Source organism: Geobacillus thermocatenulatus, assembly GCF_002217655.1.
In the GTDB taxonomy this organism is placed as follows: Bacteria; Bacillota; Bacilli; order Bacillales; family Anoxybacillaceae; genus Geobacillus; species Geobacillus thermocatenulatus.
On sequence record NZ_NEWK01000001.1, the window covers coordinates 1,157,500 to 1,180,647 of the forward strand.

27 protein-coding genes are annotated in these 23,148 nt (G+C 53.0%); 20 read left to right on the forward strand and 7 right to left on the reverse strand.

Features of this window, described 5'->3' with window-relative positions:
- Positions 1–14 precede the first annotated feature (14 nt).
- From recO to B9L19_RS05885, 9 genes are all read left to right on the forward strand, one after another.
- Positions 15–803, forward strand: a complete 789-nt coding sequence (gene recO / locus B9L19_RS05840; RefSeq protein WP_025948912.1) for a DNA repair protein RecO — start codon at positions 15–17, stop codon at positions 801–803.
- Positions 804–875: 72 nt separating this feature from the next.
- A complete protein-coding gene (gene ccpN, locus B9L19_RS05845; RefSeq protein ID WP_425268995.1) occupies positions 876–1,499 on the forward strand; it encodes a transcriptional regulator CcpN in 624 nt (207 codons plus the stop codon).
- 21 nt (positions 1,500–1,520) lie between these two features.
- Positions 1,521–2,321 (forward strand): pyruvate, water dikinase regulatory protein, encoded by an 801-nt coding sequence (locus B9L19_RS05850; protein WP_011231964.1) that lies wholly within the window; start codon positions 1,521–1,523, stop codon positions 2,319–2,321.
- 533 nt (positions 2,322–2,854) lie between these two features.
- A complete protein-coding gene (gene dnaG, locus B9L19_RS05860; RefSeq protein ID WP_089113870.1) occupies positions 2,855–4,651 on the forward strand; it encodes a DNA primase in 1,797 nt (598 codons plus the stop codon).
- A 34-nt stretch (positions 4,652–4,685) separates the two neighbouring features.
- Complete coding sequence (gene rpoD / locus B9L19_RS05865) at positions 4,686–5,813, forward strand: RNA polymerase sigma factor RpoD (RefSeq protein WP_011231962.1); 1,128 nt, start codon at positions 4,686–4,688, stop codon at positions 5,811–5,813.
- Between the two features lie 73 nt (positions 5,814–5,886).
- Positions 5,887–6,402: a hypothetical protein gene (locus B9L19_RS05870; RefSeq protein WP_025948915.1), complete on the forward strand. Its 516-nt coding sequence runs from the start codon at positions 5,887–5,889 to the stop codon at positions 6,400–6,402.
- Between the two features lie 109 nt (positions 6,403–6,511).
- Positions 6,512–6,874: a cytochrome c550 gene (gene cccA, locus B9L19_RS05875; RefSeq protein WP_025948916.1), complete on the forward strand. Its 363-nt coding sequence runs from the start codon at positions 6,512–6,514 to the stop codon at positions 6,872–6,874.
- Between the two features lie 143 nt (positions 6,875–7,017).
- Positions 7,018–7,719, forward strand: coding sequence for a tRNA (adenine(22)-N(1))-methyltransferase (locus B9L19_RS05880; protein ID WP_025948917.1), 702 nt, complete (start codon positions 7,018–7,020; stop codon positions 7,717–7,719).
- Entirely contained in the window at positions 7,719–8,840 is a 1,122-nt protein-coding gene (locus B9L19_RS05885; RefSeq protein ID WP_025948918.1) for a Nif3-like dinuclear metal center hexameric protein, read from the forward strand. The genes B9L19_RS05880 and B9L19_RS05885 overlap by 1 nt, the downstream gene beginning before the upstream one ends.
- 81 nt (positions 8,841–8,921) lie before the next feature.
- Here B9L19_RS05885 and B9L19_RS05890 read toward each other — a convergent pair whose 3' ends face one another.
- Together B9L19_RS05890 and vrrA are read right to left on the reverse strand one after the other, a co-directional pair.
- Positions 8,922–9,872 carry a 4-hydroxy-3-methylbut-2-enyl diphosphate reductase gene (locus B9L19_RS05890; RefSeq protein ID WP_025948919.1) on the reverse strand — a complete coding sequence of 317 codons (951 nt, stop codon included), beginning with the start codon at positions 9,870–9,872 and terminating at the stop codon, positions 8,922–8,924.
- 121 nt (positions 9,873–9,993) lie between these two features.
- On the reverse strand, positions 9,994–10,524 hold the full coding sequence (gene vrrA / locus B9L19_RS05895) for a VrrA/YqfQ family protein (RefSeq protein ID WP_047752777.1): 531 nt from the start codon (positions 10,522–10,524) through the stop codon (positions 9,994–9,996).
- 153 nt (positions 10,525–10,677) lie between these two features.
- On the opposite strand from vrrA, the gene B9L19_RS18970 reads away from it, so the two are divergent.
- From B9L19_RS18970 to B9L19_RS05905, 3 genes are all read left to right on the forward strand, one after another.
- Entirely contained in the window at positions 10,678–10,848 is a 171-nt protein-coding gene (locus B9L19_RS18970) for a hypothetical protein (RefSeq protein WP_169714169.1), read from the forward strand.
- A 74-nt stretch (positions 10,849–10,922) separates the two neighbouring features.
- Positions 10,923–12,233, forward strand: coding sequence for a DEAD/DEAH box helicase (locus tag B9L19_RS05900; RefSeq protein ID WP_047752778.1), 1,311 nt, complete (start codon positions 10,923–10,925; stop codon positions 12,231–12,233).
- A 41-nt stretch (positions 12,234–12,274) separates the two neighbouring features.
- The gene (locus B9L19_RS05905) at positions 12,275–13,174 is read left to right on the forward strand and encodes a deoxyribonuclease IV (protein ID WP_047752779.1); all 900 of its coding nucleotides are present in this window, start codon (positions 12,275–12,277) and stop codon (positions 13,172–13,174) included.
- Positions 13,175–13,194: 20 nt separating this feature from the next.
- On the opposite strand, the gene B9L19_RS05910 is transcribed toward B9L19_RS05905, so the two are convergent.
- On the reverse strand, positions 13,195–13,455 hold the full coding sequence (locus B9L19_RS05910) for a DUF2624 domain-containing protein (protein WP_025948923.1): 261 nt from the start codon (positions 13,453–13,455) through the stop codon (positions 13,195–13,197).
- A gap of 95 nt (positions 13,456–13,550) precedes the next feature.
- Here B9L19_RS05910 and B9L19_RS05915 point away from each other — a divergent pair, with 95 nt between their 5' ends.
- The 4 genes from B9L19_RS05915 (at position 13,551) to B9L19_RS05930 (ending at position 16,557) form a co-directional block, all read left to right on the forward strand.
- The gene (locus B9L19_RS05915; RefSeq protein WP_013144722.1) at positions 13,551–14,432 is read left to right on the forward strand and encodes a YitT family protein; all 882 of its coding nucleotides are present in this window, start codon (positions 13,551–13,553) and stop codon (positions 14,430–14,432) included.
- An 82-nt stretch (positions 14,433–14,514) separates the two neighbouring features.
- On the forward strand, positions 14,515–15,282 hold the full coding sequence (locus tag B9L19_RS05920) for a metal ABC transporter ATP-binding protein (protein ID WP_025948924.1): 768 nt from the start codon (positions 14,515–14,517) through the stop codon (positions 15,280–15,282).
- 25 nt (positions 15,283–15,307) lie between these two features.
- Positions 15,308–16,141, forward strand: a complete 834-nt coding sequence (locus tag B9L19_RS05925; RefSeq protein ID WP_047752780.1) for a metal ABC transporter permease — start codon at positions 15,308–15,310, stop codon at positions 16,139–16,141.
- The gene (locus B9L19_RS05930) at positions 16,138–16,557 is read left to right on the forward strand and encodes a Fur family transcriptional regulator (RefSeq protein ID WP_021322332.1); all 420 of its coding nucleotides are present in this window, start codon (positions 16,138–16,140) and stop codon (positions 16,555–16,557) included. Before B9L19_RS05925 ends, B9L19_RS05930 begins: the two co-directional genes overlap by 4 nt.
- A 37-nt stretch (positions 16,558–16,594) precedes the next feature.
- Here the strand turns inward: B9L19_RS05930 and B9L19_RS05935 are convergent, their stop codons facing one another.
- On the reverse strand, positions 16,595–17,161 hold the full coding sequence (locus tag B9L19_RS05935; protein WP_020756540.1) for a haloacid dehalogenase: 567 nt from the start codon (positions 17,159–17,161) through the stop codon (positions 16,595–16,597).
- 97 nt (positions 17,162–17,258) lie between these two features.
- Here B9L19_RS05935 and B9L19_RS05940 point away from each other — a divergent pair, with 97 nt between their 5' ends.
- Positions 17,259–17,606 carry a hypothetical protein gene (locus B9L19_RS05940; protein ID WP_047752781.1) on the forward strand — a complete coding sequence of 116 codons (348 nt, stop codon included), beginning with the start codon at positions 17,259–17,261 and terminating at the stop codon, positions 17,604–17,606.
- A gap of 57 nt (positions 17,607–17,663) precedes the next feature.
- On the opposite strand, the gene ispG is transcribed toward B9L19_RS05940, so the two are convergent.
- Together ispG and B9L19_RS05950 are read right to left on the reverse strand one after the other, a co-directional pair.
- Positions 17,664–18,788 carry a flavodoxin-dependent (E)-4-hydroxy-3-methylbut-2-enyl-diphosphate synthase gene (gene ispG, locus B9L19_RS05945; RefSeq protein WP_089113871.1) on the reverse strand — a complete coding sequence of 375 codons (1,125 nt, stop codon included), beginning with the start codon at positions 18,786–18,788 and terminating at the stop codon, positions 17,664–17,666.
- An 82-nt stretch (positions 18,789–18,870) separates the two neighbouring features.
- Entirely contained in the window at positions 18,871–19,185 is a 315-nt protein-coding gene (locus tag B9L19_RS05950; protein ID WP_025948927.1) for a LysM peptidoglycan-binding domain-containing protein, read from the reverse strand.
- Between the two features lie 299 nt (positions 19,186–19,484).
- Between B9L19_RS05950 and B9L19_RS05960 the strand changes: the two genes are divergently transcribed.
- Genes B9L19_RS05960 through pstA form a run of 3 tightly spaced genes read left to right on the forward strand, consistent with a single transcriptional unit; the run spans position 19,485 to position 22,253 of the window.
- Positions 19,485–20,375 (forward strand): phosphate ABC transporter substrate-binding protein PstS family protein, encoded by an 891-nt coding sequence (locus B9L19_RS05960; protein WP_047752782.1) that lies wholly within the window; start codon positions 19,485–19,487, stop codon positions 20,373–20,375.
- Between the two features lie 56 nt (positions 20,376–20,431).
- A complete protein-coding gene (pstC, locus tag B9L19_RS05965) occupies positions 20,432–21,328 on the forward strand; it encodes a phosphate ABC transporter permease subunit PstC (protein ID WP_089113872.1) in 897 nt (298 codons plus the stop codon).
- Between the two features lies 1 nt (position 21,329).
- Positions 21,330–22,253 (forward strand): phosphate ABC transporter permease PstA, encoded by a 924-nt coding sequence (gene pstA / locus B9L19_RS05970; protein ID WP_047752783.1) that lies wholly within the window; start codon positions 21,330–21,332, stop codon positions 22,251–22,253.
- Between the two features lie 38 nt (positions 22,254–22,291).
- On the opposite strand, the gene B9L19_RS05975 is transcribed toward pstA, so the two are convergent.
- Positions 22,292–23,065, reverse strand: a complete 774-nt coding sequence (locus tag B9L19_RS05975) for a DUF1189 domain-containing protein (protein WP_025948931.1) — start codon at positions 23,063–23,065, stop codon at positions 22,292–22,294.
- Between the last annotated feature and the right edge of the window lie 83 nt (positions 23,066–23,148).

Below are 23,148 nucleotides of genomic sequence, written 5' to 3' on the forward strand. Positions count from 1 at the left end.
GCGGTGGTGATGGGATGTTCGAAACGTGTGAAGCGATCGTCATGCGGACGGTCGATTATGGCGAGACGAATAAAATTGTCACATTGTTTACCCGAGAATGGGGAAAGGTGGCTGCGATGGCAAGGGGAGCGAAAAAGCCAAGCAGCCGCCTTTCTGCTGTTACGCAGCCGCTCTCATACGGCCATTATGTCATTCGCCGCAGCCGCGGCGTTGGCGTTCTTCACCAGGGAGAGCTCATTGACTCGATGCGGACGTTGCGCGAAGATTTGTTTGCCGCCGCCTATGCCGCATATATTGTCGAGCTAACTGACAAAAGCACGGAAGAGCAAAAGCGCAATCCGTACTTGTTCGAGCTTCTTTTGCAGACACTACAATATATGAGCGAAGGCCGCGATTTAGAGATTTTGACGTTCATTTACGAAATGAAAATGCTTGCAGTGCTTGGCATTCCGCCGGTGCTGGACCGTTGCGTCCGCTGCGGGGCGACGGAGGGGCGCTTTTCGTTTTCCGTCAAGGAGGCGGGCTTCCTTTGCCATCGCTGCGAGGCGTCCGATCCCCATCGGTTCCCGCTCTCTTCGGCTTCCGTCCGGCTGTTGCGCCTCTTTTTTCATATCGATCTTGCCCGGCTTGGTTCCATATCGGTGAAAGAAAGCACAAAGATGGAGCTTTGTGCTGTATTGTCCGCCTATTATGATGAATATGCCGGCCTGTCGCTGAAGACGAAGCGTTTTTTGCAGCAAATCGGTGAACTGAAAGATAAGCTCAGCTCTGACGGAGGGCAAGGAACATCATTTTCATTGTGAATGGGGCGTGTAGTATAATATAAATGAGAGTGATAGCGTGTGGGACCTTTTTTGGCAAGGTGGTGAACGACGATCGAACTAAATAAACGCCAAGAGCAGATTTTGCAAATTGTGAAAGACTACGGGCCGATCACCGGAGAAAGCATCGCGGAGAAACTGAACTTGACGAGGGCGACGCTGCGGCCGGACTTGGCCATCTTGACGATGGCTGGCTACTTGGAAGCGCGGCCGCGCGTCGGCTATTTCTATACGGGAAAAACCGGCAAGCAGCTGTTCGCCGATAAAATGAAAAAGATGAAAGTCGAGGATTACCAATCGATTCCAGTTGTCATCAATGAGAATGTGAGCGTCTATGATGCGATCGTCACAATGTTTCTAGAGGACGTCGGCACGCTGTTTGTCGTCGATGACGAGTCGTTGCTTGCGGGCGTTTTGTCGCGCAAAGATTTGTTGCGCGCAAGCCTCGGCAAGCAGGAACTGACGGCGATCCCGGTCAATATTATTATGACGCGGATGCCGAACATCGCCGTTTGCTACAAGGACGACCCGCTCATTGACGTGGCGGAACAGCTGATTGAAAAACAGATCGATGCTATGCCGGTCGTGCGCAAAACGGAGAAAGGATATGAAGTGATCGGCCGTATTACGAAAACGAATATAACGAAAGCATTCGTGTCGCTAGCCAAAGAGGACTAATCCAAACAAAGGAGGAGAAGAATGAACCAGCGCCTTGTTTACGTCGTATCCGATTCCGGCGGGGAAACGGCCGAGCTTGTCGTCAAAGCCGCAGCCAGCCAGTTTCACGCCTCGCCGATTCAAGTGAAACGCGTCCCGTATGTGGAAGATAAAACGACATTGGCTGAAGTCGTCGCTTTAGCGAAAATGAACCGCGCCATCATCGCGTTTACGCTCGTCGTTCCGGAGATGCGGGAATTCTTGCTCGCCGAAGCGGCGCGCGAAGGGGTCGTCGCATACGATATCATCGGTCCGCTCATTGAAAAGATGAGCCATTTGTTCCAGCTGACGCCAAGATATGAGCCGGGTCAAGTGCGCGTACTTGACGAAGATTACTTCAAAAAGATTGAAGCGATCGAATTTGCTGTCAAATACGATGACGGGCGCGACCCGCGCGGCATTTTGCGCGCCGATATCGTGCTCATCGGCGTATCGCGCACATCGAAAACACCGCTGTCGCAATATTTGGCGCATAAGCGGCTGAAAGTGGCGAATGTGCCGATCGTTCCAGAGGTCGAGCCGCCGGAGCAGCTGTTTCGAGTCGGTCCGGGGAAATGCTTCGGCTTGAAAATCAGTCCGGATAAACTGCTTTCGATCCGCCGCGAGCGGCTGAAATCGCTCGGCCTGAACGACCAGGCGATTTACGCCAATATGGATCGAATCAAAGAGGAGCTCGCTTATTTTGATGAAGTCGTGAAAAAAATCGGCTGTGACGTCATCGATGTGACGAACAAGGCGGTCGAAGAGACGGCGAGCATCATTATGAAAAAGTTGAAGCGCTAGCTTCGCCTCATCCGCACGATTTCTTGATTGGAGTCGTGCGTTTTCTTATGGCATATTGCCGCCACTTATATTATAATAAAAAATTGCGAGAAAAATGACCTATATAGGTTTAGAGCGGCCATGAGACGAGTAAACTATTTATAGCCGCTTGTCAAGAAGAACGAAAAAAAGATTTTCGACAAAGTTGTCAATCATTCGGCAAAAAAGCAGGATTTTTTTGCGATGGTGTAGAATAATAGGGGGTGTAAAGCAACCCTTGCTTTGAGGGCACGGTCATCTGTTGCATAAGATCGTCAAGAAAAAAAGTGAAATTTTCTTTTTCTTGCTGAAATATAATATACCGAAGCGCATCTTCGAGATGCACCGCTCTGGTGAATCTTTGTCCAGACGGCGGGCTGAGGGGCGGGAAGCGGATGATCAAGCCAGCCGACTTTACGGGCAGGGGGGCGAAACGAACGTTTTGAAAAAATTTGTCGAAATGGAAAGGAAAATCGGCTTGCTGCCGAGAATAAATACGATACGGGGTTGTTCGTATGGGACATCGCATTCCCGAGGAAACGATTGAAGCCATCCGCCGCGGTGTTGACATCGTTGACGTCATTGGCGAATACGTCCAGTTGAAAAAGCAAGGCCGCAACTATTTTGGCTTATGCCCGTTTCACGGAGAAAAGACGCCATCGTTTTCCGTTTCCCCAGAAAAGCAAATTTTCCACTGCTTCGGCTGCGGGGCAGGGGGGAATGTCTTTACGTTTTTAATGGATATCGAAGGCATTCCGTTTGTGGAAGCGGCGAAACGTCTTGCGGCCAAAGCAGGGATCGACTTGTCCGCCTATGAGCTGGACAGCCGTGGGAGTGATGGCAGCCGAGCCGACGAGGCGAAGGCGATGGTCGAAGCACACACGTTGTTGAAACGATTTTACCATCATTTGCTTGTCCATACAAAAGAAGGACAAGCCGCGCTCGATTATTTGCAGGTGCGCGGGTGGACAAAAGAAACGATCGACCGATTTGAAATCGGCTATGCGCCGGATGTTCCTGATGCCGCCGTCAAGCTGCTGGATAGCCGTTCGTTTCCGTTGGTATTGATGGAAAAGGCGGGCTTGTTGGTGAAAAAAGAAGACGGGCGATACGTCGACCGCTTCCGGAATCGGATTATGTTTCCGATCCATGATCATCGCGGCGAGACGGTTGGTTTTTCCGGCCGTCTGCTCGGCGACGGGCAACCAAAGTACATGAACAGCCCAGAAACGCCGATTTTCCGCAAAGGCACGCTTTTGTATTTTTTTCACGAGGCGCGCGTGTCAATCCGCAAGCGTCAAGAGGCGCTGCTCGTTGAAGGATTTGCCGATGTCATCTCTGCCGTGCAGGCCGGCGTTGACTATGTGGTGGCAACGATGGGAACATCGCTGACCGAGGAGCAGGCACGCATTTTGCGCCGCCATGCTGAAACGGTCACGATTTGCTATGACGGCGACAGCGCCGGAACGGAAGCCGCCTGGCGCGCCGCCGAACAATTGAGCGGATTCGGGTGCCGCGTGAAGGTAGCATTGCTCCCGGACGGGCTGGATCCAGATGAATATATACGCACTTCTGGCGCCGATCGTTTTGCCGAAGAGATCGCCGCCGCCCGGCCGCTCATGGCGTTTAAAATGGATCGTTTGCGGCGGGGAAAAAATTTGCAGGAAGAAGGCGACCGGCTCCGTTATATCGAGGAAGCGCTCCGAGAAATCAGCAAGCTGTCGAGCCCGGTGGAAAAAGATTATTATATGCGCCAGCTTGCGGATGAGTTTTCGCTGTCGCTCTCCGCGCTTTATGAACAGTTGTCCCGCTCCAAGCCGGAACAGCCAAAGCCGCAGGTGAACGGCGGCGGAAAACCGGCCCAGCCGGCATTGACGAAAAAATTGCTTCCGGCCTTTCAAAATGCCGAGCGGTTGTTGCTTGCCCATATGATGCGGAGCCGCGATGTGGCGTTCATCGTTCAGGAGAAGGTCGGCGGCCGATTTAATATCGAAGAGCATCGGGCGTTGGCTGCTTACATTTACGCCTTTTACGAAGAGGGTCATGAAGTCGACCCCGGCGCGCTCATGTCTCGGCTTCCCGGGGAGCTGCGGACGCTGGCGAGCGAGCTGTCGCTTTTGTTGGTCGCAGACGACGTTTCCGAGCGGGAGCTTGCCGATTGCATCCGGCATGTGTTGAATCACCCGAAATGGTTAATGCTAAAGGAAAAAGAGCAAGAAAAGACGGAAGCGGAGCGAAGAAAAGACTTTTTGACGGCCGCCCGCATCGCGAAAGAGATGATTGAGATGAAAAAAATGTTATCTTCTTCATAACATGGTGGTATGAGTTTTTAAAGGAGGTAATGAAATGGCTGAAAAACCAGCCCAATCAAAGCAGGCTGAAGCTGCCGGCGAATCGCTTGAACAAGTGAAAGAGCAACTCGCTGAGCTCGGTAAAAAGCGGGGGATCCTCACCTACGAGGAAATCGCTGAGCGGTTGTCTGGCTTTGATTTGGACTCCGACCAGATGGATGAGTATTATGAATACCTCGCTGAGCAGGGCATTGAAGTGATCAGCGAATCCGATCTTGAGGCCGATCCGGACATCGACGACTTGGCCAAAGAGGAAGAATTCGACTTAAATGACTTGTCCGTTCCTCCCGGCGTCAAAATCAATGACCCGGTGCGCATGTACTTGAAGGAGATCGGCCGCGTGCCGTTGTTGTCGGCGGAAGAAGAAATCGAGCTGGCGAAACGGATCGAGCAAGGCGATGAAGAAGCGAAACGCCGGCTGACGGAAGCGAACCTCCGCCTCGTCGTCAGCATCGCCAAACGGTATGTCGGCCGAGGCATGCTCTTTCTTGATTTGATTCAAGAAGGGAACATGGGGCTGATCAAGGCGGTCGAAAAGTTTGACTATCGGAAAGGCTACAAGTTCAGCACGTACGCGACGTGGTGGATCCGCCAAGCCATCACAAGGGCGATCGCCGATCAGGCGCGGACGATCCGCATCCCGGTTCATATGGTCGAAACGATCAATAAACTGATCCGCGTCCAACGGCAATTGCTCCAAGACCTCGGGCGCGAACCAACGCCGGAAGAAATCGCCGAGGAAATGGATTTGACACCGGAAAAAGTGCGGGAAATTTTGAAAATCGCCCAAGAACCGGTGTCGCTCGAGACGCCGATCGGCGAGGAAGATGACTCGCATCTTGGCGATTTCATCGAAGACCAAGATGCGACATCGCCATCCGAGCACGCTGCTTACGAGCTGTTGAAAGAGCAGCTCGAAGATGTGCTTGATACGCTGACGGATCGCGAGGAAAATGTGCTGCGTCTCCGCTTCGGGCTTGACGACGGACGGACGCGGACGCTCGAAGAAGTCGGCAAAGTGTTCGGCGTGACGCGCGAACGCATCCGTCAAATTGAAGCCAAAGCGTTGCGCAAGCTGCGCCATCCAAGCCGCAGCAAACGGCTGAAAGACTTTTTAGAGTGACCGTTTTGTTCGATAGTTTACTTCTTCGGAAGTAAACTATTTTTTCTTTCTTTATGGGAAAGGTGGTCTATCTATGAATCGGCAACGACGGGAAACGATCATCCAAGAAATCGAATATTGGAAACGTTCGCGCCTTCTGCCGGAACATTATTGCGACTATTTGCTCGCGTTGTACACGGAAGGAGACGCCCGTTCGCACGGACGACGGTGGCGCAGCTCGCTCGCCGCTGGTCTCTGTTTATTGCTTCCAGCCGCTGCTCTTGTCATTTATTTTACTGAATTGTCATTCGTTTTGCAAACGCTCCTTTTCGCCCTTTTTTTGGCTCTCTGCTTGTTCTTTTGTTGGCGGTGGCGGAACAAGCGAGAGCTCCTTCACTTTCCGCTCATCGGAAGCGCCTGGATTTTGCTTGTGGCATCCATTTTTGAGGTTGATCGGTATTTTCCCAGGCAAACGGGTACGCTAGCAGCTGTCGTGCTCGGAAACTGTGTTCTCTGGTTTGTTGTCGGCCGCCTGCTTCACCTTCGCTACTTTTCGCTCGCTGCTGTCAGCGGGGCGTTGCTTGTAACCGCCGCCATCTGGTGGCGCTGAGGCGTGTTGTTGCCATTTCGGCAACTTAGGGCTTTTCCTTGTCCATTATTTACAGTAAAATAAAATTGTTTGCAGCGTTCTTCATTACTACATAAGGGAGGTAAAAGAGATGAACCGCAATCCGCTCATCCCGTTTTTCATCATCATGGCATTCGGGATTGTGCTGACGTTCGTCTTGTCGTTTAAAGGGCTAGGCGATGCGAAGGAAATGGCGAAAGAGAAAAAAGGCGGCGAAAAAACGGAACAAACGGCTGAATTTAATCCAGAACAGTTTTACCAACAAACGTGTTCTAGCTGTCACGGCCAAAACTATGAAGGCGGCGTCGGTCCATCGTTGAAAGGGGTCGGACAACGGCTGTCAATGGACCAAATTAAAGACGTCATTCAACACGGACGCGGCAACATGCCGGCAGGGCTTGTGCCGGCGGATAAAGCCGATGCCATGGCGAAATGGCTCGCCGGTTTAAAATAATGGATGGTGAACATCCCTTTGCTTTTGGCAGAGGGATGTTTTGTTTAGTACAATAGAGGCGCGCGGTGTTGGAGAGGAAAGGAGGGGAAGGCGAACCGCCTTCGCGCTGCAGGTGGCGGAAGGTTGGTTGCCATTGCAGTGCTATGAACGAATTTCGCCTGTCGAAACGGCTGGAAACGGTCGCCTCATTCATTCCAAAAGGGGCGGTGCTTGCTGACATCGGGTCGGATCATGCGTATTTGCCTTGCTATGCCTGCTTGCACGGCTACGCATCAAAAGCCATTGCCGGCGAGGTGGCGGACGGACCGTTCCGCCTAGCGCAGCAGCAAGTCGAGAAGTCCGGGCTTTCTCATCTCATTTCCGTGCGCAAAGGGGATGGGCTTTCGATCCTTGCCTCGGGGGAGGTAGACTGCATCACGATCGCCGGCATGGGTGGGGCGCTGATCGCCCGCATTTTGGGCGACGGAAAGGAAAAGCTTGCCGGTGTCAAACGGCTCATTTTGCAACCGAACATCGGTGCGGAACTTGTTCGCCGTTGGCTTCTTGATCATGGGTGGGAGCTCGTGGCTGAGCGCATTTTGAAAGAAGATGGGCAAATTTATGAAGTACTCGTCGCCGAGCCTGGCGCCCCCCGACGGCCGTATCGCCATCTCGAGGCGGAGCTGCTCCTTGGACCGTTTTTGCGCCGGGAAAACAGCGAGGTGTTCCGCGAAAAGTGGAAGCGCGAGATTGAAAATTGGAAACGGATCATCGCTGATTTGACGGCCAAAGGGCAAAGTGAAGCGGCCAAGCGGAAAAAGCGTGAACTGGAGAGAAAAGTTCAATTGGTGGAGGAGGCGTTGTGATGAGCCGCGTTCCGTACGGTTATGAAATCATTCAGCTTCTTGAGCAGCTTGCTCCGAAACAGTTGGCGATGGAAGGGGATCGGATCGGTCTGCAAATCGGGACGCTAAACAAGCCGGTCAAAAAAGTGATGATCGCTCTTGATGTGCTTGAAGATGTCGTTGTGGAAGCAATCGATCAGCAAGTGGATTTAATCATCGCCCACCACCCGCCGCTGTATCGTCCGCTGAAGCAATTGCTGACTGATGATGGGCACGGGCGGATGATCGCCGCGTGCATCAAGCATGACATTGCGGTGTACGCCGCCCATACGAATTTGGATGTAGCCGATGGCGGTCTGAACGATTGGCTTGCCGAGGCGCTCGGCTTACACGATACGGCTGTGCTCGTGCCGACGTATACCGAACCATTGAAAAAGCTCGTCGTGTACGTGCCAGCGAGTCATGCCGAGGCGGTGCGGACGGCGTTAGGCGATGCCGGCGCCGGGCATATCGGCCGCTACAGCCATTGCACGTTCAACAGCCGCGGCGTCGGCACGTTTTTGCCGCAAGAAGGAGCGCGGCCGTTCATCGGCGAACAAGGGAAGCTGGAAGAAGTGGAGGAGGTGCGCATCGAAACGATCGTGTCGGCCTCTCTTGAACGGGAAGCGATTCAGGCGATGCTGGGTGTTCATCCGTATGAGGAAGTGGCCTATGATATCTACCCGCTTGACAATGGAGGACGCCGCTTCGGGCTTGGCCGCATTGGCCGGCTGCCGCAGCCGGTGACGCTTGGCGCTTTTGCCGAGCAGGTGAAAACGGCGTTTTCCGTTCCGGCGGTGCGCGTCGTTGGCCGGCTGGATGATCTCGTGCAAACGGTCGCGGTGCTTGGTGGGGATGGGAATAAGTTTGTCGCTGCCGCCGCATCGGCCGGGGCGGACGTATACGTGACAGGGGATGTGTATTACCACACCGCCCATGACGCCCAAGCGCTCGGTCTTCACATCATTGATCCGGGACATCATGTAGAAAAAATCATGAAAGAAGGCGTAGCCCGATACTTAATCACGGAGCTCGCGAAACGTCAATGGGAGGCGGAAGTGGTTGCTTCCAGCGTCCATACTGATCCGTTTCAGTTCGTATGAACGGCCAACGAAAAAGGCTGTCCTGGATGAGCGGTTCAACCGTTTGTCCAAGACAGCCTCTCTTGATGGATGAAACAACCGTCACTCTTCTTTCTTTGTTTTCACTTTCGGCAAGATTTTTTGCAGCGGCACTTTCCGTTCCCTCTTCCATGTCGATGGGTCGTTCGGGTCAAACTGCTCCAAAAAGTCGATCACTTCTTTCGTAATCGGCGTCGGGGTGGAAGCGCCGGCGGTGACAGCGACTTTTTTCGCATCTTTAATCCAGTTGATGTCGATTTCCGTCACATCAGCGACGCGATACGCCTTCGTGCCGGCGATCTCTTCCGATACTTGGGCGAGGCGGTTCGAGTTGTTGCTGCGCGGGTCGCCGACGACGATCGTCACATCGGCTTCCTTCGCCTGCTCAGCGACCGCTTCTTGTCGGAGCTGGGTGGCCAGGCAAATTTCTTTATGCATTTCCACGTGCGGGTATTTTTCTTTCACTTTCGCCATGATATCGGCGACGTCCCATTGGCTCATCGTCGTTTGGTTTGTCACCATGATGCGCTCATTGTGAATGGACAGCCGTTTGACATCATCGATGGTTTCCACAAGATGGATTCTTTCCGGATTGATGCCGACCGCTCCTTCCGGTTCCGGATGTCCTTTTTTGCCAATATAGATGATATCGTAGCCATCGGCGAGCTTTTGTTCGATGAGCCGATGCGTTTTTGTCACATCGGGGCATGTCGCATCAATCGTGACAAGTCCCTTTTCGAGCGCTCGTTTTTTTACTTCTGGTGAGACGCCGTGGGCGGTGAAAATGACGGTGCCATGGTCGATTTTTTCCAAAATTTCCAAACGATTTTCTCCATCGAGCGTGATGATGCCTTCTTCGGCAAACGCGTCCGTGACGTGTTTATTATGGACGATCATGCCGAGAATGTAAATCGGACGCGGCAAAGATGGGTCCAACGCCGCGTTGCGGGCGATGACCATTGCATCGACCACCCCGTAGCAATACCCGCGCGGGGTAATTTTAATCACTTCCATCATATTCCCTCCCTGCCGCCGGTTGTGCGGCGGTTGTTCACCTTCCATTATATCGGAGCACCGGGGAGAAGACAAAGAATAACCGCCCTAAACAGCGGGTACGCTAGGGCGGGGAAAGAAACTAGATATACAGTTTCGGCTTGGACGGCTTCGGGGCAGCCGATGCTTCTTTTTCTTGCGGCTCTTCGCGCTTTGCCTGCGGAACGGAGCGTTTTTTTGGCGCCTTGGCGGCCGGCTTTTGTTTCGTTTCGTTGGCCGGTGCGCTTTCCGATGTTGTTTCGCCTTCCCCTTCGTCGGCCGGTTTCAGCTCGCGGAAAATGCGGATCATCGCCGGAAGATTGCGGATGAGCGGTCCATACTGTTGCACCATCGGCATGACGTTTTGCGCGATGCCAAGCATTTTTTGCACGTTGTTTAACATGCCAACCAAGCCGCCCCCCGTGTTGGATGCGGCGGTGCTAGCGGCGTTGGGCAAAAACGGCAGCCCCCAAGGAGACGATGCAGCAGCCGGCGGCTGCCCGCGCGAAAACAAGCGGGCCAAGAAGCCGCCGGGGCCGCTGGGGCCAAAAGGCGGCGCCGGCATGCGGGTGAACGGGGCTGGCGGCCTTCCGGCAAACGGAGAAGGCATCATCGGGGGCCGACTGTATCTCATAGCAGCTTCCTCCTTTCGGTCGTGCGGATGAACGAATGTCCTCCTTTCTACAATATGCGGGCAAGGCGGGAAAGGTTTGTTGCAGGATCGTCTTTAGTTGCGGCAGGGGGCAGCGATTGGCTATAATGGTGAAGCGGACGAAGCGGCGCCCATATGCCATTTGAAACGTTAACGTTTACGCTCTTTTATGGAGCCAGCCGGTATTGGATCGACTGTCGGGTGACCGAACCATACTGCTTCCAGACCGATGCATGGATTTGTGAAACGGTTGGTTGTTCCGGCTTCCGTCGCGTCAAAGCTTGCCGCCGACAGTCGGAAAAATAGACGGCACGCTTTTGGGCCAACGAGATGGGAAACCTTCCAGTTGCGTTTATTTAAATAGAAGGGAGTGGTGCTTCATGGCAGAAACGCAGTTTACTCGTTTTTCATTTCAACCGTTTATCATCGAAGCCATTCAAGCGCTTCGTTTTTATAAACCGACGGAAATTCAAGAGCGCATCATTCCGGGGGCGCTGCGCGGCGAAAGCATGGTCGGCCAATCGCAAACCGGAACGGGAAAAACACATGCGTACTTGTTGCCGATCATGGAAAAAATCAAGCCAGAACGCGCCGAAGTGCAAGCCGTCATCACGGCGCCGACGCGCGAGTTAGCGACGCAAATTTACCACGAAACGCTGAACATTACGAAGTTTTGCCCGAAAGATCGGATGATCGTCGCCCGTTGCTTGATCGGCGGGACGGATAAGCAAAAAGCGCTCGAAAAGCTCAACGTGCAGCCGCATATTGTCATCGGCACGCCGGGACGCATCAACGATTTCATCCGCGAGCAGGCGCTTGATGTGCATACGGCCCACATCCTTGTCGTCGATGAAGCCGACTTGATGCTCGATATGGGCTTTATCACGGATGTCGACCAAATCGCCGCCCGGATGCCGAAAGACTTGCAAATGCTCGTCTTTTCCGCGACGATTCCGGAAAAGCTGAAGCCGTTTTTGAAAAAATATATGGAAAACCCGACCTTTGTCCACGTCGACCCGAAGCAGACGGCGAACGAAAACATCGAACACGTGCTCATCCCGCTGCGCGGACGCGAGAAAACAAAACTTCTTCATGATGTGCTCCTCAGCTACAACCCGTATTTGGCCATCGTATTTGTCAACACAAGGAAAATGGCTGACGAGGTCGCCGACCGTCTCGCTGAGCAAGGGTTGAAAGTCGGCGTGCTGCACGGCGATTTGACGCCGCGCGAGCGGAGAAAGATGATGAATCTCATCCGCGATTTGGAGTTTCAATATGTCGTCGCGACCGATTTGGCGGCGCGCGGCATCGATATTGAAGGCGTCAGTCATGTCATCAACTACGAGTTGCCTGATGATCTGCAGTTTTATATTCACCGCGCCGGACGGACGGCGCGCGCTGGCTATAGCGGCATTGCGGCGACGATTTATGAGCCGTCTGACCAAGATGCGATTGCCCGGTTGGAAAAAATGGGAATTTCGTTTGTCCACCGTGATCTCGTGCGCGGCGAATGGAAGGAGCTGCCGCCGTGGAACCGGCGGAGCAAGCGGGCGGGCGAAAAGGATGACGAACTGGCGCTGCTTTTCGCCAAACTGAAAAAAACGAAGCAGGTGAAGCCGGGCTACAAAAAAAAGTTGCGCGCGGAGCTGGAGAAGAAGAAAAAGCGGCTTGGCCGTTTCAAAAAATCATAATAGCCGTCCGTCTTTAACGCAAAGAAAAGGGAGAGAAGAACATGTTAAAAATCGGTTCACATGTTTCCATGAGCGGAAAGAAAATGCTGCTGGCCGCCAGCGAAGAAGCGGCCTCCTACGGAGCGAACACGTTTATGATTTACACGGGGGCGCCGCAAAACACAAAGCGCAAGTCGATTGAAGAGCTCAACATCGAAGCCGGGCGCCAGCATATGCAAGCGCACGGCATCGAAGAGATTGTCGTCCACGCCCCGTATATCATCAATATCGGCAATACGACCAATCTCGATACGTTTTCGCTGGGCGTCGACTTTTTGCGCGCGGAAATCGAGCGGACGGAAGCCATTGGAGCAAAGCAGCTTGTGCTGCACCCAGGCGCTCATGTCGGCGCAGGGGTGGAAGCCGGACTTCGCCAAATTATTCGTGGACTGAATGAAGTGTTGACGCGCGAACAGAATGTACAAATCGCCCTAGAAACGATGGCTGGCAAAGGGTCGGAATGCGGGCGGACGTTTGAGGAGCTCGCGTACATTATCGACGGCGTCGCCTATAATGACAAGCTGTCCGTTTGCTTTGATACATGCCATACGCATGACGCCGGCTATGACATCGTCAACGATTTTGACGGCGTCCTTGAGGAGTTTGACCGGATCATCGGTCTCGGACGGCTGAAAGTACTGCACATCAACGACAGCAAAAACCCGCGCGGCAGCCGGAAAGACCGCCATGAAAACATCGGTTTCGGCCATATCGGGTTTGCTGCGCTCAACTATATCGTCCATCACCCGCAGCTTGAGGATATTCCGAAAATTTTAGAAACCCCATACGTGGGCGAAGACAAACACAACAAAAAGCCGCCGTACAAGCACGAAATCGCCATGCTGCGGGCGCAGTCGTTCGATGACCAGTTGCTTGAAAAAATCAACGCTGGAGTGGAATGAGAAAAGGGCTATGCGCCCTTTTATTTTTTTTGCACGAATTTCAAAAACAGCTCGTTCGCTTTTCGAGCGATGTCCGGCGAGGTGATTTTCGCTAACTCTCGCACCCATTTTTTCCGCTCCTCGGGGTCAAAGACGTTAATGTCGTTCGTCCGGGCGAGATGAAGAATTTGTTTCGCTTGGCTCGCCGTGATGGGCAAGCCGTACTCTCGGCTGTACGCAACGAGTTCTTCCGGGGTGATCGTTTTCAATTTTTGCTTGACAAGCTGTTGGTAAATGTTCATCGCAGCCGCCTCCTTGCTTCTGTTCCATCATATGACGTGAATGGAAAAGGCGTGTATGGTATAATAGAAAAAACAAAAAGGGAAAGGGTGGTAGTTTGGCGCCAAAACAGCATAAAAAAGAACCGCTAGGCCATGTGTTGTATCGGGTGTTGATGATCGCCATCGGCGCCTCTTTGGCGGCGTTTGCCATCGAGCGGCTGCTCGTTCCGAACAAAATGATCGACGGCGGCATCATTGGCATATCGCTGATTCTGGACTACTTGACTCCGGACGAATGGCGGCTGCTCAATTTTGCCACGCTCGTCATCCTCTTAAACGCCCCGTTCATGTATTTCGGCTACAAGCAAATCGGGAAAACGTTCATGCTGTCAACGATTTTAGGCGTCGTGATCCTCGGCGTCACCGAACGGCTGTTTCACCATCTTTCCCCGCTGACGACCGAGCCGATTTTAGCCACCGTTTTTGGCGGGTTGTCGCTCGGTCTTGGCGTCGGATTGGTCATCCGTCATGGCGGATCGCTCGATGGGACGGAAATTTTGGGGATTTTGATGACGAAAAGGATCCCGTTTTCGGTCGGCGAGTTTGTCATGTTTGTCAACGTTTTTATTTTTGGCTGGGCGGCGTTTGTGTTTGGCCTCGAGCCAGCCATGTATTCGGTGATGACGTACTACATCGCCTCCAAAACGATCGATGCGGTCATTGAAGGGCTTGACGAGACGCGGGCGGCCTTTATTGTGACCGATCATTATGAGGAAATTTCCGACGCCATTTTGCACCGGCTCGGCCGCGGGACGACGAAATTGCTCGGCAAAGGCGGATATACGGACGAGCAAAAGGAAATCATTTATGCAGTCGTCACGCGCTTGGAAGTGACAAAACTAAAATCGATCGTCAATGAAATCGACCCGGATGCGTTCATCACCATTATGCCGACGCATGAAGTGCGCGGCGCCCGCTTTAAATCAGCGATTCATTGAGGTTTACAAAACGCGGATGGTGGGGTATACTTGCATAGTGAAGCAAATCGGAATGATTCTGAATTAGCAAGGGAGAACCGCCATGGAAAATGGGCTTGTTGTGCAAATTGAGGATGTGTCGTTCCGCTATGAAAACGAGAACGTGCTTGAGCATGTTAGTTTAACGGTGCCGAAAGGGGCATTTTTAGGATTGGTCGGCCCGAACGGCTCGGGAAAATCGACGCTGCTCAAATGTGTGCTCGGCTTGTTAAAACCGAACAGCGGCCGCATTTTTTTGTTCGGCGAGCCGATTGAATCGTTTCGCGAATGGCATCGGATCGGTTTCGTGTCGCAAAAAGCGAACAGCTTCAACCGCAGCTTTCCGGCGACGGTTGAGGAAGTGGCGGCGAGTGGGTTGGCGGCTAAACGCGGCTTATTTCGGCCGCTGACAAACGAAGACCGCCGTGCGGTCGAAGCGGCGCTCGCGGCCGTTGGGTTGAGCGGCCTGGCAAAGCGCAATATCGCGGAGCTGTCCGGCGGCCAGCAACAACGAGTATTTATCGCCCGCGCACTGGCGAGCAAGCCGGATTTGCTCATTTTAGACGAGCCGACGGTCGGCGTGGATGCGCGCCATGTGCACGAATTTTACGAACTGCTCGGCGACTTGAACCGCCGCGGCTTGACGCTTATCTTAGTGACGCATGACATCGGGACGATCACGGACCGGGTGACCGATATCGCCTGTTTGAACAAGCGCCTCTATTTCCATGGAAAGGCGGAAGAGTTCGAACATCTTGGCAACGAGGCGATTTCGCAGTTTTATGGCCATCCGATCCATGTTCTCTCTCACGAGCATGAACGGGCGGAATGAAACGGTGACGGTGGAGGAATGACACGTGTGGGAAGCCATTTGGCAATACGAATTTTTGCGCAATGCGTTTGTTGCCGGCGTTTTGACCGGTTTTACGGCGCCATTGCTCGGCGTTTTTATTGTCGTTCGGCGGCTGTCGCTCATCGCTGATGCATTGAGTCATGTGACGCTCGCCGGCATTGCCGCCGGGCTCTTGCTTGGAAAAGCGGCGCCGTCAGCCGCGAGCTGGAACCCGCTTTACATCGGAATGGGGTTTTCCGTCGTCGGGTCGCTGTTTATCGAAAAGCTGCGCGCTGTGTATCGGCATTATGAAGAGCTTGCGATTCCAATCGTGTTGTCGTCCGGTCTTGGCTTGAGCGTCATTTTCATTTCGATGGCCAACGGGTTTACGACCGATTTGTTTTCGTATTTATTCGGCAGCGTCAGCGCCGTCAGCCGTGCTGATGTTTGGACAGCGTTTGCTGTCGCCGCAGCTGCCGCGATCGTGATTTTGACGTTTTACAAAGAGCTGTTTCTTCTTTCCTTTGACGAGGAATACGCCCGAGTCTCCGGCGTTCGCACCACATGGATCCATTTTTTGTTTATTGTGCTTGTTGCGCTCGTCATTGCTGCATCGATGCGCATCGTCGGCGTGCTCCTCATCTCGTCGCTCATGACGCTGCCGGTGGCGGCGAGCATCCGCATCGCCAAAAGTTTTAAACAGGTGATCGGGCTTTCGATTTTGTTCGGGGAGCTGGCCGTCATCGCCGGGCTCTGGGCGGCGTATGAGCTAGACTGGGCGCCGGGTGGAACGATCGTCATCGCAGCGGTTGTCATTTTGCTTTTCGCACTCGGATGGAAAAGGGGGCGGCAGCGATGAATATCGACGAAGCGTTGCAGTTGATGAAAGAGAAAGGATTTAAATATACGGAAAAACGGAGACAAATGCTTGAGTTGTTTGCCGAAAGCGACAAATACTTGACGGCCAAAGACGTGCTTGAAGCGCTCCGTCCCCTCTATCCGGGCCTGAGCGTTGATACGGTGTACCGCAATTTGTCGCTCTTTACGCTGCTTGGCATTTTGGAAATGACCGAGCTTTCCGGGGAGAAACATTTCCGTTTTGCCTGCGGCGCCCGCCGCCACCACCATCATTTCATTTGCATCCAGTGCGGAAAAACGAAGAAGATTGACGCTTGTCCGATGGACGGGTTTGCGGCGCAGCTCGATGGGTATGAGATCACGGACCATAAGTTTGAAATTTACGGCACATGTCCGCAATGTCAACAGAGGGGCTGATCCCAAAACGCATTCGCGTTTTGGATCAGCCCTTTGTTTATGGCTGGAGGCGCTGTTCGATTTCTCGCTTTGCTTCAAGCCAGTTATTGACGCGGATGACGTTTTCGGGGAGCGGGCCTTGGTTGTACGGGGTGTCGAACAAAATGACGGGAATGCCGCATGTTTTGGCGATTTCGCAGGCATTATCGTACTTGTCTTCAAAGAAGGCCGACAGCTTATACTGGCGGACGGCGGCGATTTTGTCGTGCGACCCAATCAGATCAATATGGTGGTAATGGACGCCGTGCCGCCGGAACCAGCGCTCGGTGAGATCATACAAATGGCGGCCGCGGGCGCTGATGTAATACAGCTCGTATTTGTCTTTCCAGCTGTCAATCACCTCAAGCGCATAGCGGGCAAGCGGAGCCCTCTCATAAATATCCGCTTCGTTTTCCTCAAGCCAGCGGTCCATTTCTTCCTCCGCCACGCCGTATAACGGCGCCAAATTGTATTGCGTAATGTCGTGTAATGCGAGCTCTTTGCCGAATGCTTCGTTTAAATACGGAATGAACGTGCTCGGACATGTCACCGTGCCGTCAATGTCGATGCCAAGCCGTTTTTTCACCGCTTCATCCTCCTGTTAGAAAATATTCACACTGATAAAATAACGCCGGTTTCTCATACTAATAATGCTTCTTACTTTAGGAAAGCGAGGGAAGCATATGGCAGACGACCGCGAGCGCACGTATAACGGAGGTTACGTGCAATCGATCGGAAAAGAGGAACCAGAACGCCATTTTATGGAAGAAACAGCGGCGGAAGTTGCTGAACCGATTCGCCGCGGCGACGAACGGGACGAAGAACGCGCGGACGGCGCCGGGCTCGGCTGGCTCGCTTTGGCCCTGTCCATCATCGCCTTGTTTATTTGGCCGATTTTGTTAGGGGCGGCCGGCATTATTGTCGGGTTTATCGCGCGCCGGCGCGGCGCAGAGACGCTCGGTGCGTGGGCCATCGGGATCGGTGTCATCGCGATTCTCGTCCGTCTGTTTATTATGCCGTTTTATACGTAAAAAGCGAGGGTGTCCCCAAGCGGGGACGCCCTTTCTCGTTATGCAGGAACATTCCGCTCATTGGGCGGCGCTGCCTTTCAGAGCGGCTTTGTTTTCCTTTTGCTTTGCAAAATATTCTTCCGCCAGCTTGTCGATTTCTTTTTTCAGTTCTTCCACCATTTGCTCTTCCGGTACTTTTCGGACGATTTTGCCGTGGCGGAACAACAAGCCTTCGCCACGGGCGCCGGCAATGCCGATGTCGGCTTCCCGTGCTTCCCCTGGTCCATTGACGGCGCAACCGAGCACGGCGACTTTGATTGGCGCCTTAATTTTGGCGATATAGTCCTCGATTTCATTGGCGATGCTGATCAAATCGATCTCAATCCGCCCGCACGTCGGGCAGGAAATGAGCGTCGCCGCATTGGAAGCGAGTCCGAACGTTTTTAAAATTTCGCGCGCTACTTTCACTTCTTCAACCGGGTCGGCGCTTAACGAAACGCGGATCGTATTGCCGATGCCTTTGCTTAAAATGGCGCCGAGTCCAACCGCGCTTTTGATCGTGCCGGAGAAAAGCGTGCCCGCTTCGGTGATGCCGACATGGAGCGGGTAGTCGAACGTGCGCGCCGCTTTTTCGTACGCTTCAATGGCGAGGCGTACGTCGGACGCCTTTAACGAAACGATAATATCGTGAAAATCAAGTTCTTCTAAAATGCGGATATGATATAAGGCGCTCTCAACCATGCCGTCGGCTGTTGGATATCCATATTTTTCTAAAATGCGTTTTTCCAGCGATCCAGCGTTGACGCCGATGCGAATCGGTACGCCGCGCTCTTTCGCCGCTTTCACGACCGCTTCGACTTTTTCGCGGCGCCCGATGTTGCCTGGATTGATGCGGATTTTATCGACGCCGCCTTCGATCGCTTTCAGCGCCAATTTATAGTCAAAGTGGATGTCGGCGACAAGCGGGATGTTGATTCGCTTTTTGATTTCCGGTATGGCCTCAGTCGCCCGCTCGTCCGGGCAGGCGACGCGGACGATTTGGCACCCCGCTTCCTCGAGACGGTGGATTTGCGCCACCGTCGCTTCGACATCGTGCGTTTTTGTCGTCGTCATGCTTTGAATGATGACTTCGTTGTTGCCGCCGATTGTCAGCGGACCGACGCGGACCGGCCGAGTCTTTGAACGATGGATGATTTCACCCACGGGAATTCGCTCCTTTTGCATTCAAGTCGCTTTCTGCATTATTGTAACAGTGCCATCCGCCGTTTGACAAGCGATTCGCCGGTTAGCGATAGATCGGCACTTTATAAGTTTTCCCGATTTTTAATGTTTGCGCATGTTCGCCTGGATTTAACCGTTCAAAATCACGGATCAGCTGCTCGAGCGGAACGGGCAATGGGCCGTTGAGTTCTTTCTCGATGATGGACAACAACGTATCGCCAGGGCGAATGGTCACCATCCGGTACGGGATGGCCGCCTGTTTCGACTGGACAACGGCTGCCGCTGTTTCAGATGAAGGGTGAAGCGTTCCGATGACAAGGTCGCGGTAAACGATATAACTGGAAAGAACGAGAAGCAGGAGAAACATGAATTTTTTCATGACGCTTCCTCCGCATGCGTATATCTATTTCATATGTATGCTTGTCCAGCGAAAATATGTCTTCCTTAGCAAGGTCGTTGAATTCATGAGGAACATACGTCAACAAAAGAATGTCTCCAATTTGAAAAACGGCATCACCGTTCTTCTTTGCCTTCAAGGCTCGCTTGACGGCTTTTTGAACATATTCCTGTTTTTTGTCTTTACAGAAACTTAACAACTGCTTTATAAGGACCTAACAATGTCTCGCTACAATGGTCTTGTACGTTGAAAGTACGAAAACAAAACGGGGGGATTTCTGCATGTGGAGCAAACGAGTCAAATTGGGATTGGCCGCCTTGTTGATGGCCGGCGTTTTGGCCGGCTGCGGGCAGACTGAAAAGAACAACGCAGGCGGCAACGAAGGAGCGGCAAAGAAAGAAGAAACCTACTCCGGCACTATTGCACTAGCGGGATCTACAGCGCTTCAGCCGCTGGCAGAGGAAGCGGCAAACGCGTTTATGGAAAAATATCCGGACGTATCGATCACCGTTCAAGGCGGCGGCAGCGGCACGGGCGTCAACCAAGTGGCAGCCGGCGCCGTGCAAATCGGCAACTCGGATGTGCCGGCGGCGGAGAAGCTGGACGACAAATCGAAAGCGTCAGAGCTTGTTGACCATAAAGTGGCCGGCATCGCCTTTGCGATTGTGGTCAACAACGATGTGAAGGTCGATAATTTAACGACGAAGCAAATTCAAGATATTTTCAGCGGAAAGATTAAAAACTGGAAAGAAGTCGGCGGCAACGACGAAGCCATTCACGTGATCAACCGTCCGGCATCATCGGGAACAAGAGCGACGTTTGAGAAAACGATTATGAAAGGCGTAAAAGTCGATGATTCCATCGGTACAGTGCAAGATTCGAACGGAGCGGTCGAGCAAGCGATCAGTTCGACGCCAGGGGCTGTCAGCTATGTAGCGATGTCGTATTTAATCGGGGAAAAGAAAAACTTGAAAACGGTCAAAATTGACGGCGCGGAACCGACGGTGGAGAACATCCGCACGGAAAAATACCCATTTTGGTCGTATGAATACATGATTACCAAAGGGGAAGCGAAGGAAGAGGTGCGAGCGTTTATCGACTTTGTCAAGAGCGAAGAATTTGCGCCGACCGTGAAAAAGATGGGGTATATCCCGATGACGGAATTGGAGTAGAGAAGGGCGGAAGGCCGGCTCGTTAGGCCGGCCTTTGACAATGGAGGGATGAAGCCATGCAACAAATGCATACGAAACGGCGGAATCGCTGGCTTGAAGAGTACATCGGCCGCACGTTTGCGGTCATCTCCGGCTGGCTGATCGTTCTGATTACGGTGACGATGATCATCTTCTTAGCGGTAAAGGGAATTCAGTCCTTTACGGACAGCGGTCTCTCGCTTTCCGACATGTTGCTTTCGGCCCAATGGGATCCAAACGGCACGCCGCCGAAGTATGGGGCGCTCATTTTTATTGTTGGCTCGATGCTCGTCTCGCTTGGCGCTTTGTTGATCAGTGCGCCGATCGCGTTGGCGTTGGCGATTTTCATGAACTTTATCGCTCCCAAATGGTTCGTTTCGTTGCTCAAGCCGGTGCTGGAGCTGCTTGTCGGCATTCCGTCGGTGGTGTATGGCTGGCTTGGGGTGACGATTCTCGTTCCGCTCTTGCGCGAATGGTTCGGAGGCTCCGGCTTTAGTCTGCTTGCGGGGATCATCGTCCTTAGTATGATGATTTTGCCGACCATCACCAGCATTGCGGCCGACGCCTTGGCCAATGTCCCGATGGCGTATATGGAAGCATCATACGGGCTTGGCTCTACGCGTTGGCAGGCGATTTCCCGCGTCATTGTTCCGGCGGCGAAAGCCGGGATTGCCACCGGCGTCGTTCTCGGCTTGGCGCGGGCGTTTGGCGAGGCGCTTGCCGTGCAGATGGTGATCGGCAATACGATTAAGCTGCCTTCAGGCCTTGACAGCCCGACGGCGACGTTAACCAGTGTATTGACGATGGATATGGCGAATACGATCAACGGAACACCATGGAACAACGCGTTATGGACATTGGCGCTCATTTTGCTCTTGATCTCGTTTTTCTTTATTGCCGTGATCCGTTTGGTCGGCCCGAGAAAGGAGCGATAAGATGACAGCGCGAATGATCGATAAAGTTTGGACAGGCATTTTCTATGCGGTGGCTGCTGCAGTCATCGGGTTGCTCATGTTCTTTTTTGCCGTTGTGTTGTCGAAAGGAGCGGGATTTTGGCAACCTGAGTTTCTGTTCGGACGGCCGAGCAATACGCAAGCGGGCGGCGGCATTGGTCCGCAGCTCATCAATTCATTTTATATGTTGGTTGTGACATTGCTTTTGTCGGTTCCGCTTTCGTTGGGAGCTGGAATTTATTTGGCCGAATACGCCAAACAAGGGCGGATCGTCGGGTTCATTCGCCTTTGCCTGGAAGCGATGGCATCATTGCCGTCGATTGTTGTCGGGTTGTTTGGATTGTTGGCGTTTGTCACCTTGACGGGTTGGGGCTATACGTTGCTCGGCGGCGCGTTAGCCGTCACGATCATCAATTTGCCTGGATTGACGCGCATTTGCGAAACGGCGATTTTGGATGTTCCAGCCAACATTAAAGAGGGGAGTCTTGCCCTTGGAGCGACGCGCTGGCAGACGTTGGTCAAAGCGGTGCTTCCGGCCGCCATCCCGCAAATTGTCACCGGCGTCATTTTATCGGCTGGGCGCATTTTCGGCGAAGCGGCTGTTTTCATTTATACCGCTGGGCTGACGACTCCGATGCTTCGTTGGGATGCGGATTGGTCAAGCCAAGCCAACCCGCTGAACGTGTTCCGGCCGGCCGAAACGCTGACGGTGCATATTTGGAAATTGAATTCGGAAGGCATTGTCCCAGACGCAAAGCTGATCGCGGCCAAATCGGCGGCTGTATTGATGGTGGCCGTTCTTTTATTCAATTTGGCCGCACGGCTCGCTTCTTCCTTGCTTGCGCGGCATTTCTCCGGGGGGCGGCGCGCGCGTCGGGGACGAGGAGAAAGAAGCAAAGCAGCGTAAGCACAAAAAAAGCTGTCCTGCATCAACAGGCAGCTTTTTTATATTTCCCGTTTGGCTGATGGCACTTCCTTGACAGCCAAAAAGAGGACGACAAGCGAAACGAACCAATGGATCAACGCACCGTAGGGCACGACCGCTTGCACCGTTTCCATCACGGTGAAAAAGACGGTCGACAGCGTAATGGCGTAAGCCGACATCACCCATGTATGGCGGTAGCGCAGCGTTTTGTCGAGCACGCCGGCCAAAATCAGGCCGAAAAAGGCAAAGATGCACACGCTGATGAATTTCCCGGCGCAGGCGAGCACGTATAAAACGAGCCCAAAAAGCGGAATGAGAACGGGAAGCATAGATTTTAGATCCGTAATAAAGACACGTACATCTTGATCGGTAATGTTGATGTCAGGAAACGTTGCATAGCTATAATGCTGCGCTTGATGGCTTGCAACCAATACGGCTTCATGTTTTAACAAGGCAAACGCATTCGGAAACCGCTCCACTTCCTCTTTTGTCACCGTGCCGGTGCTGTCAAAAATGATCGTAAATCCGTCTTGATCAATATGAATCGGCGCAGCTGCCTCCGAATGAAGTTCGCCATTTTCAATCGAAAACGCGGGCAGCTCGTGATTTAATAAGGCGCTCGTTGTGCGGATGCCTTCCATAAGCGACGAGGAGAAATAGTAAAACGTCGGAAGAATGGACAGCAACGTCAGCAAAAACAAATAACCGATCGTTTTCCCAATGCCCTGAAATCGAAAGCGGGCGATGTCTTTCGGAGAATATAAGCTTTTCCACAGTTGGACGAATACGTTCATCGCAGACACACCTTTCTTTGTCTCCTTTTCCATTGTAGCCGGGAAAGAGGAAGAATTCAACTTGAGACAAAGAAAAAGCGGGC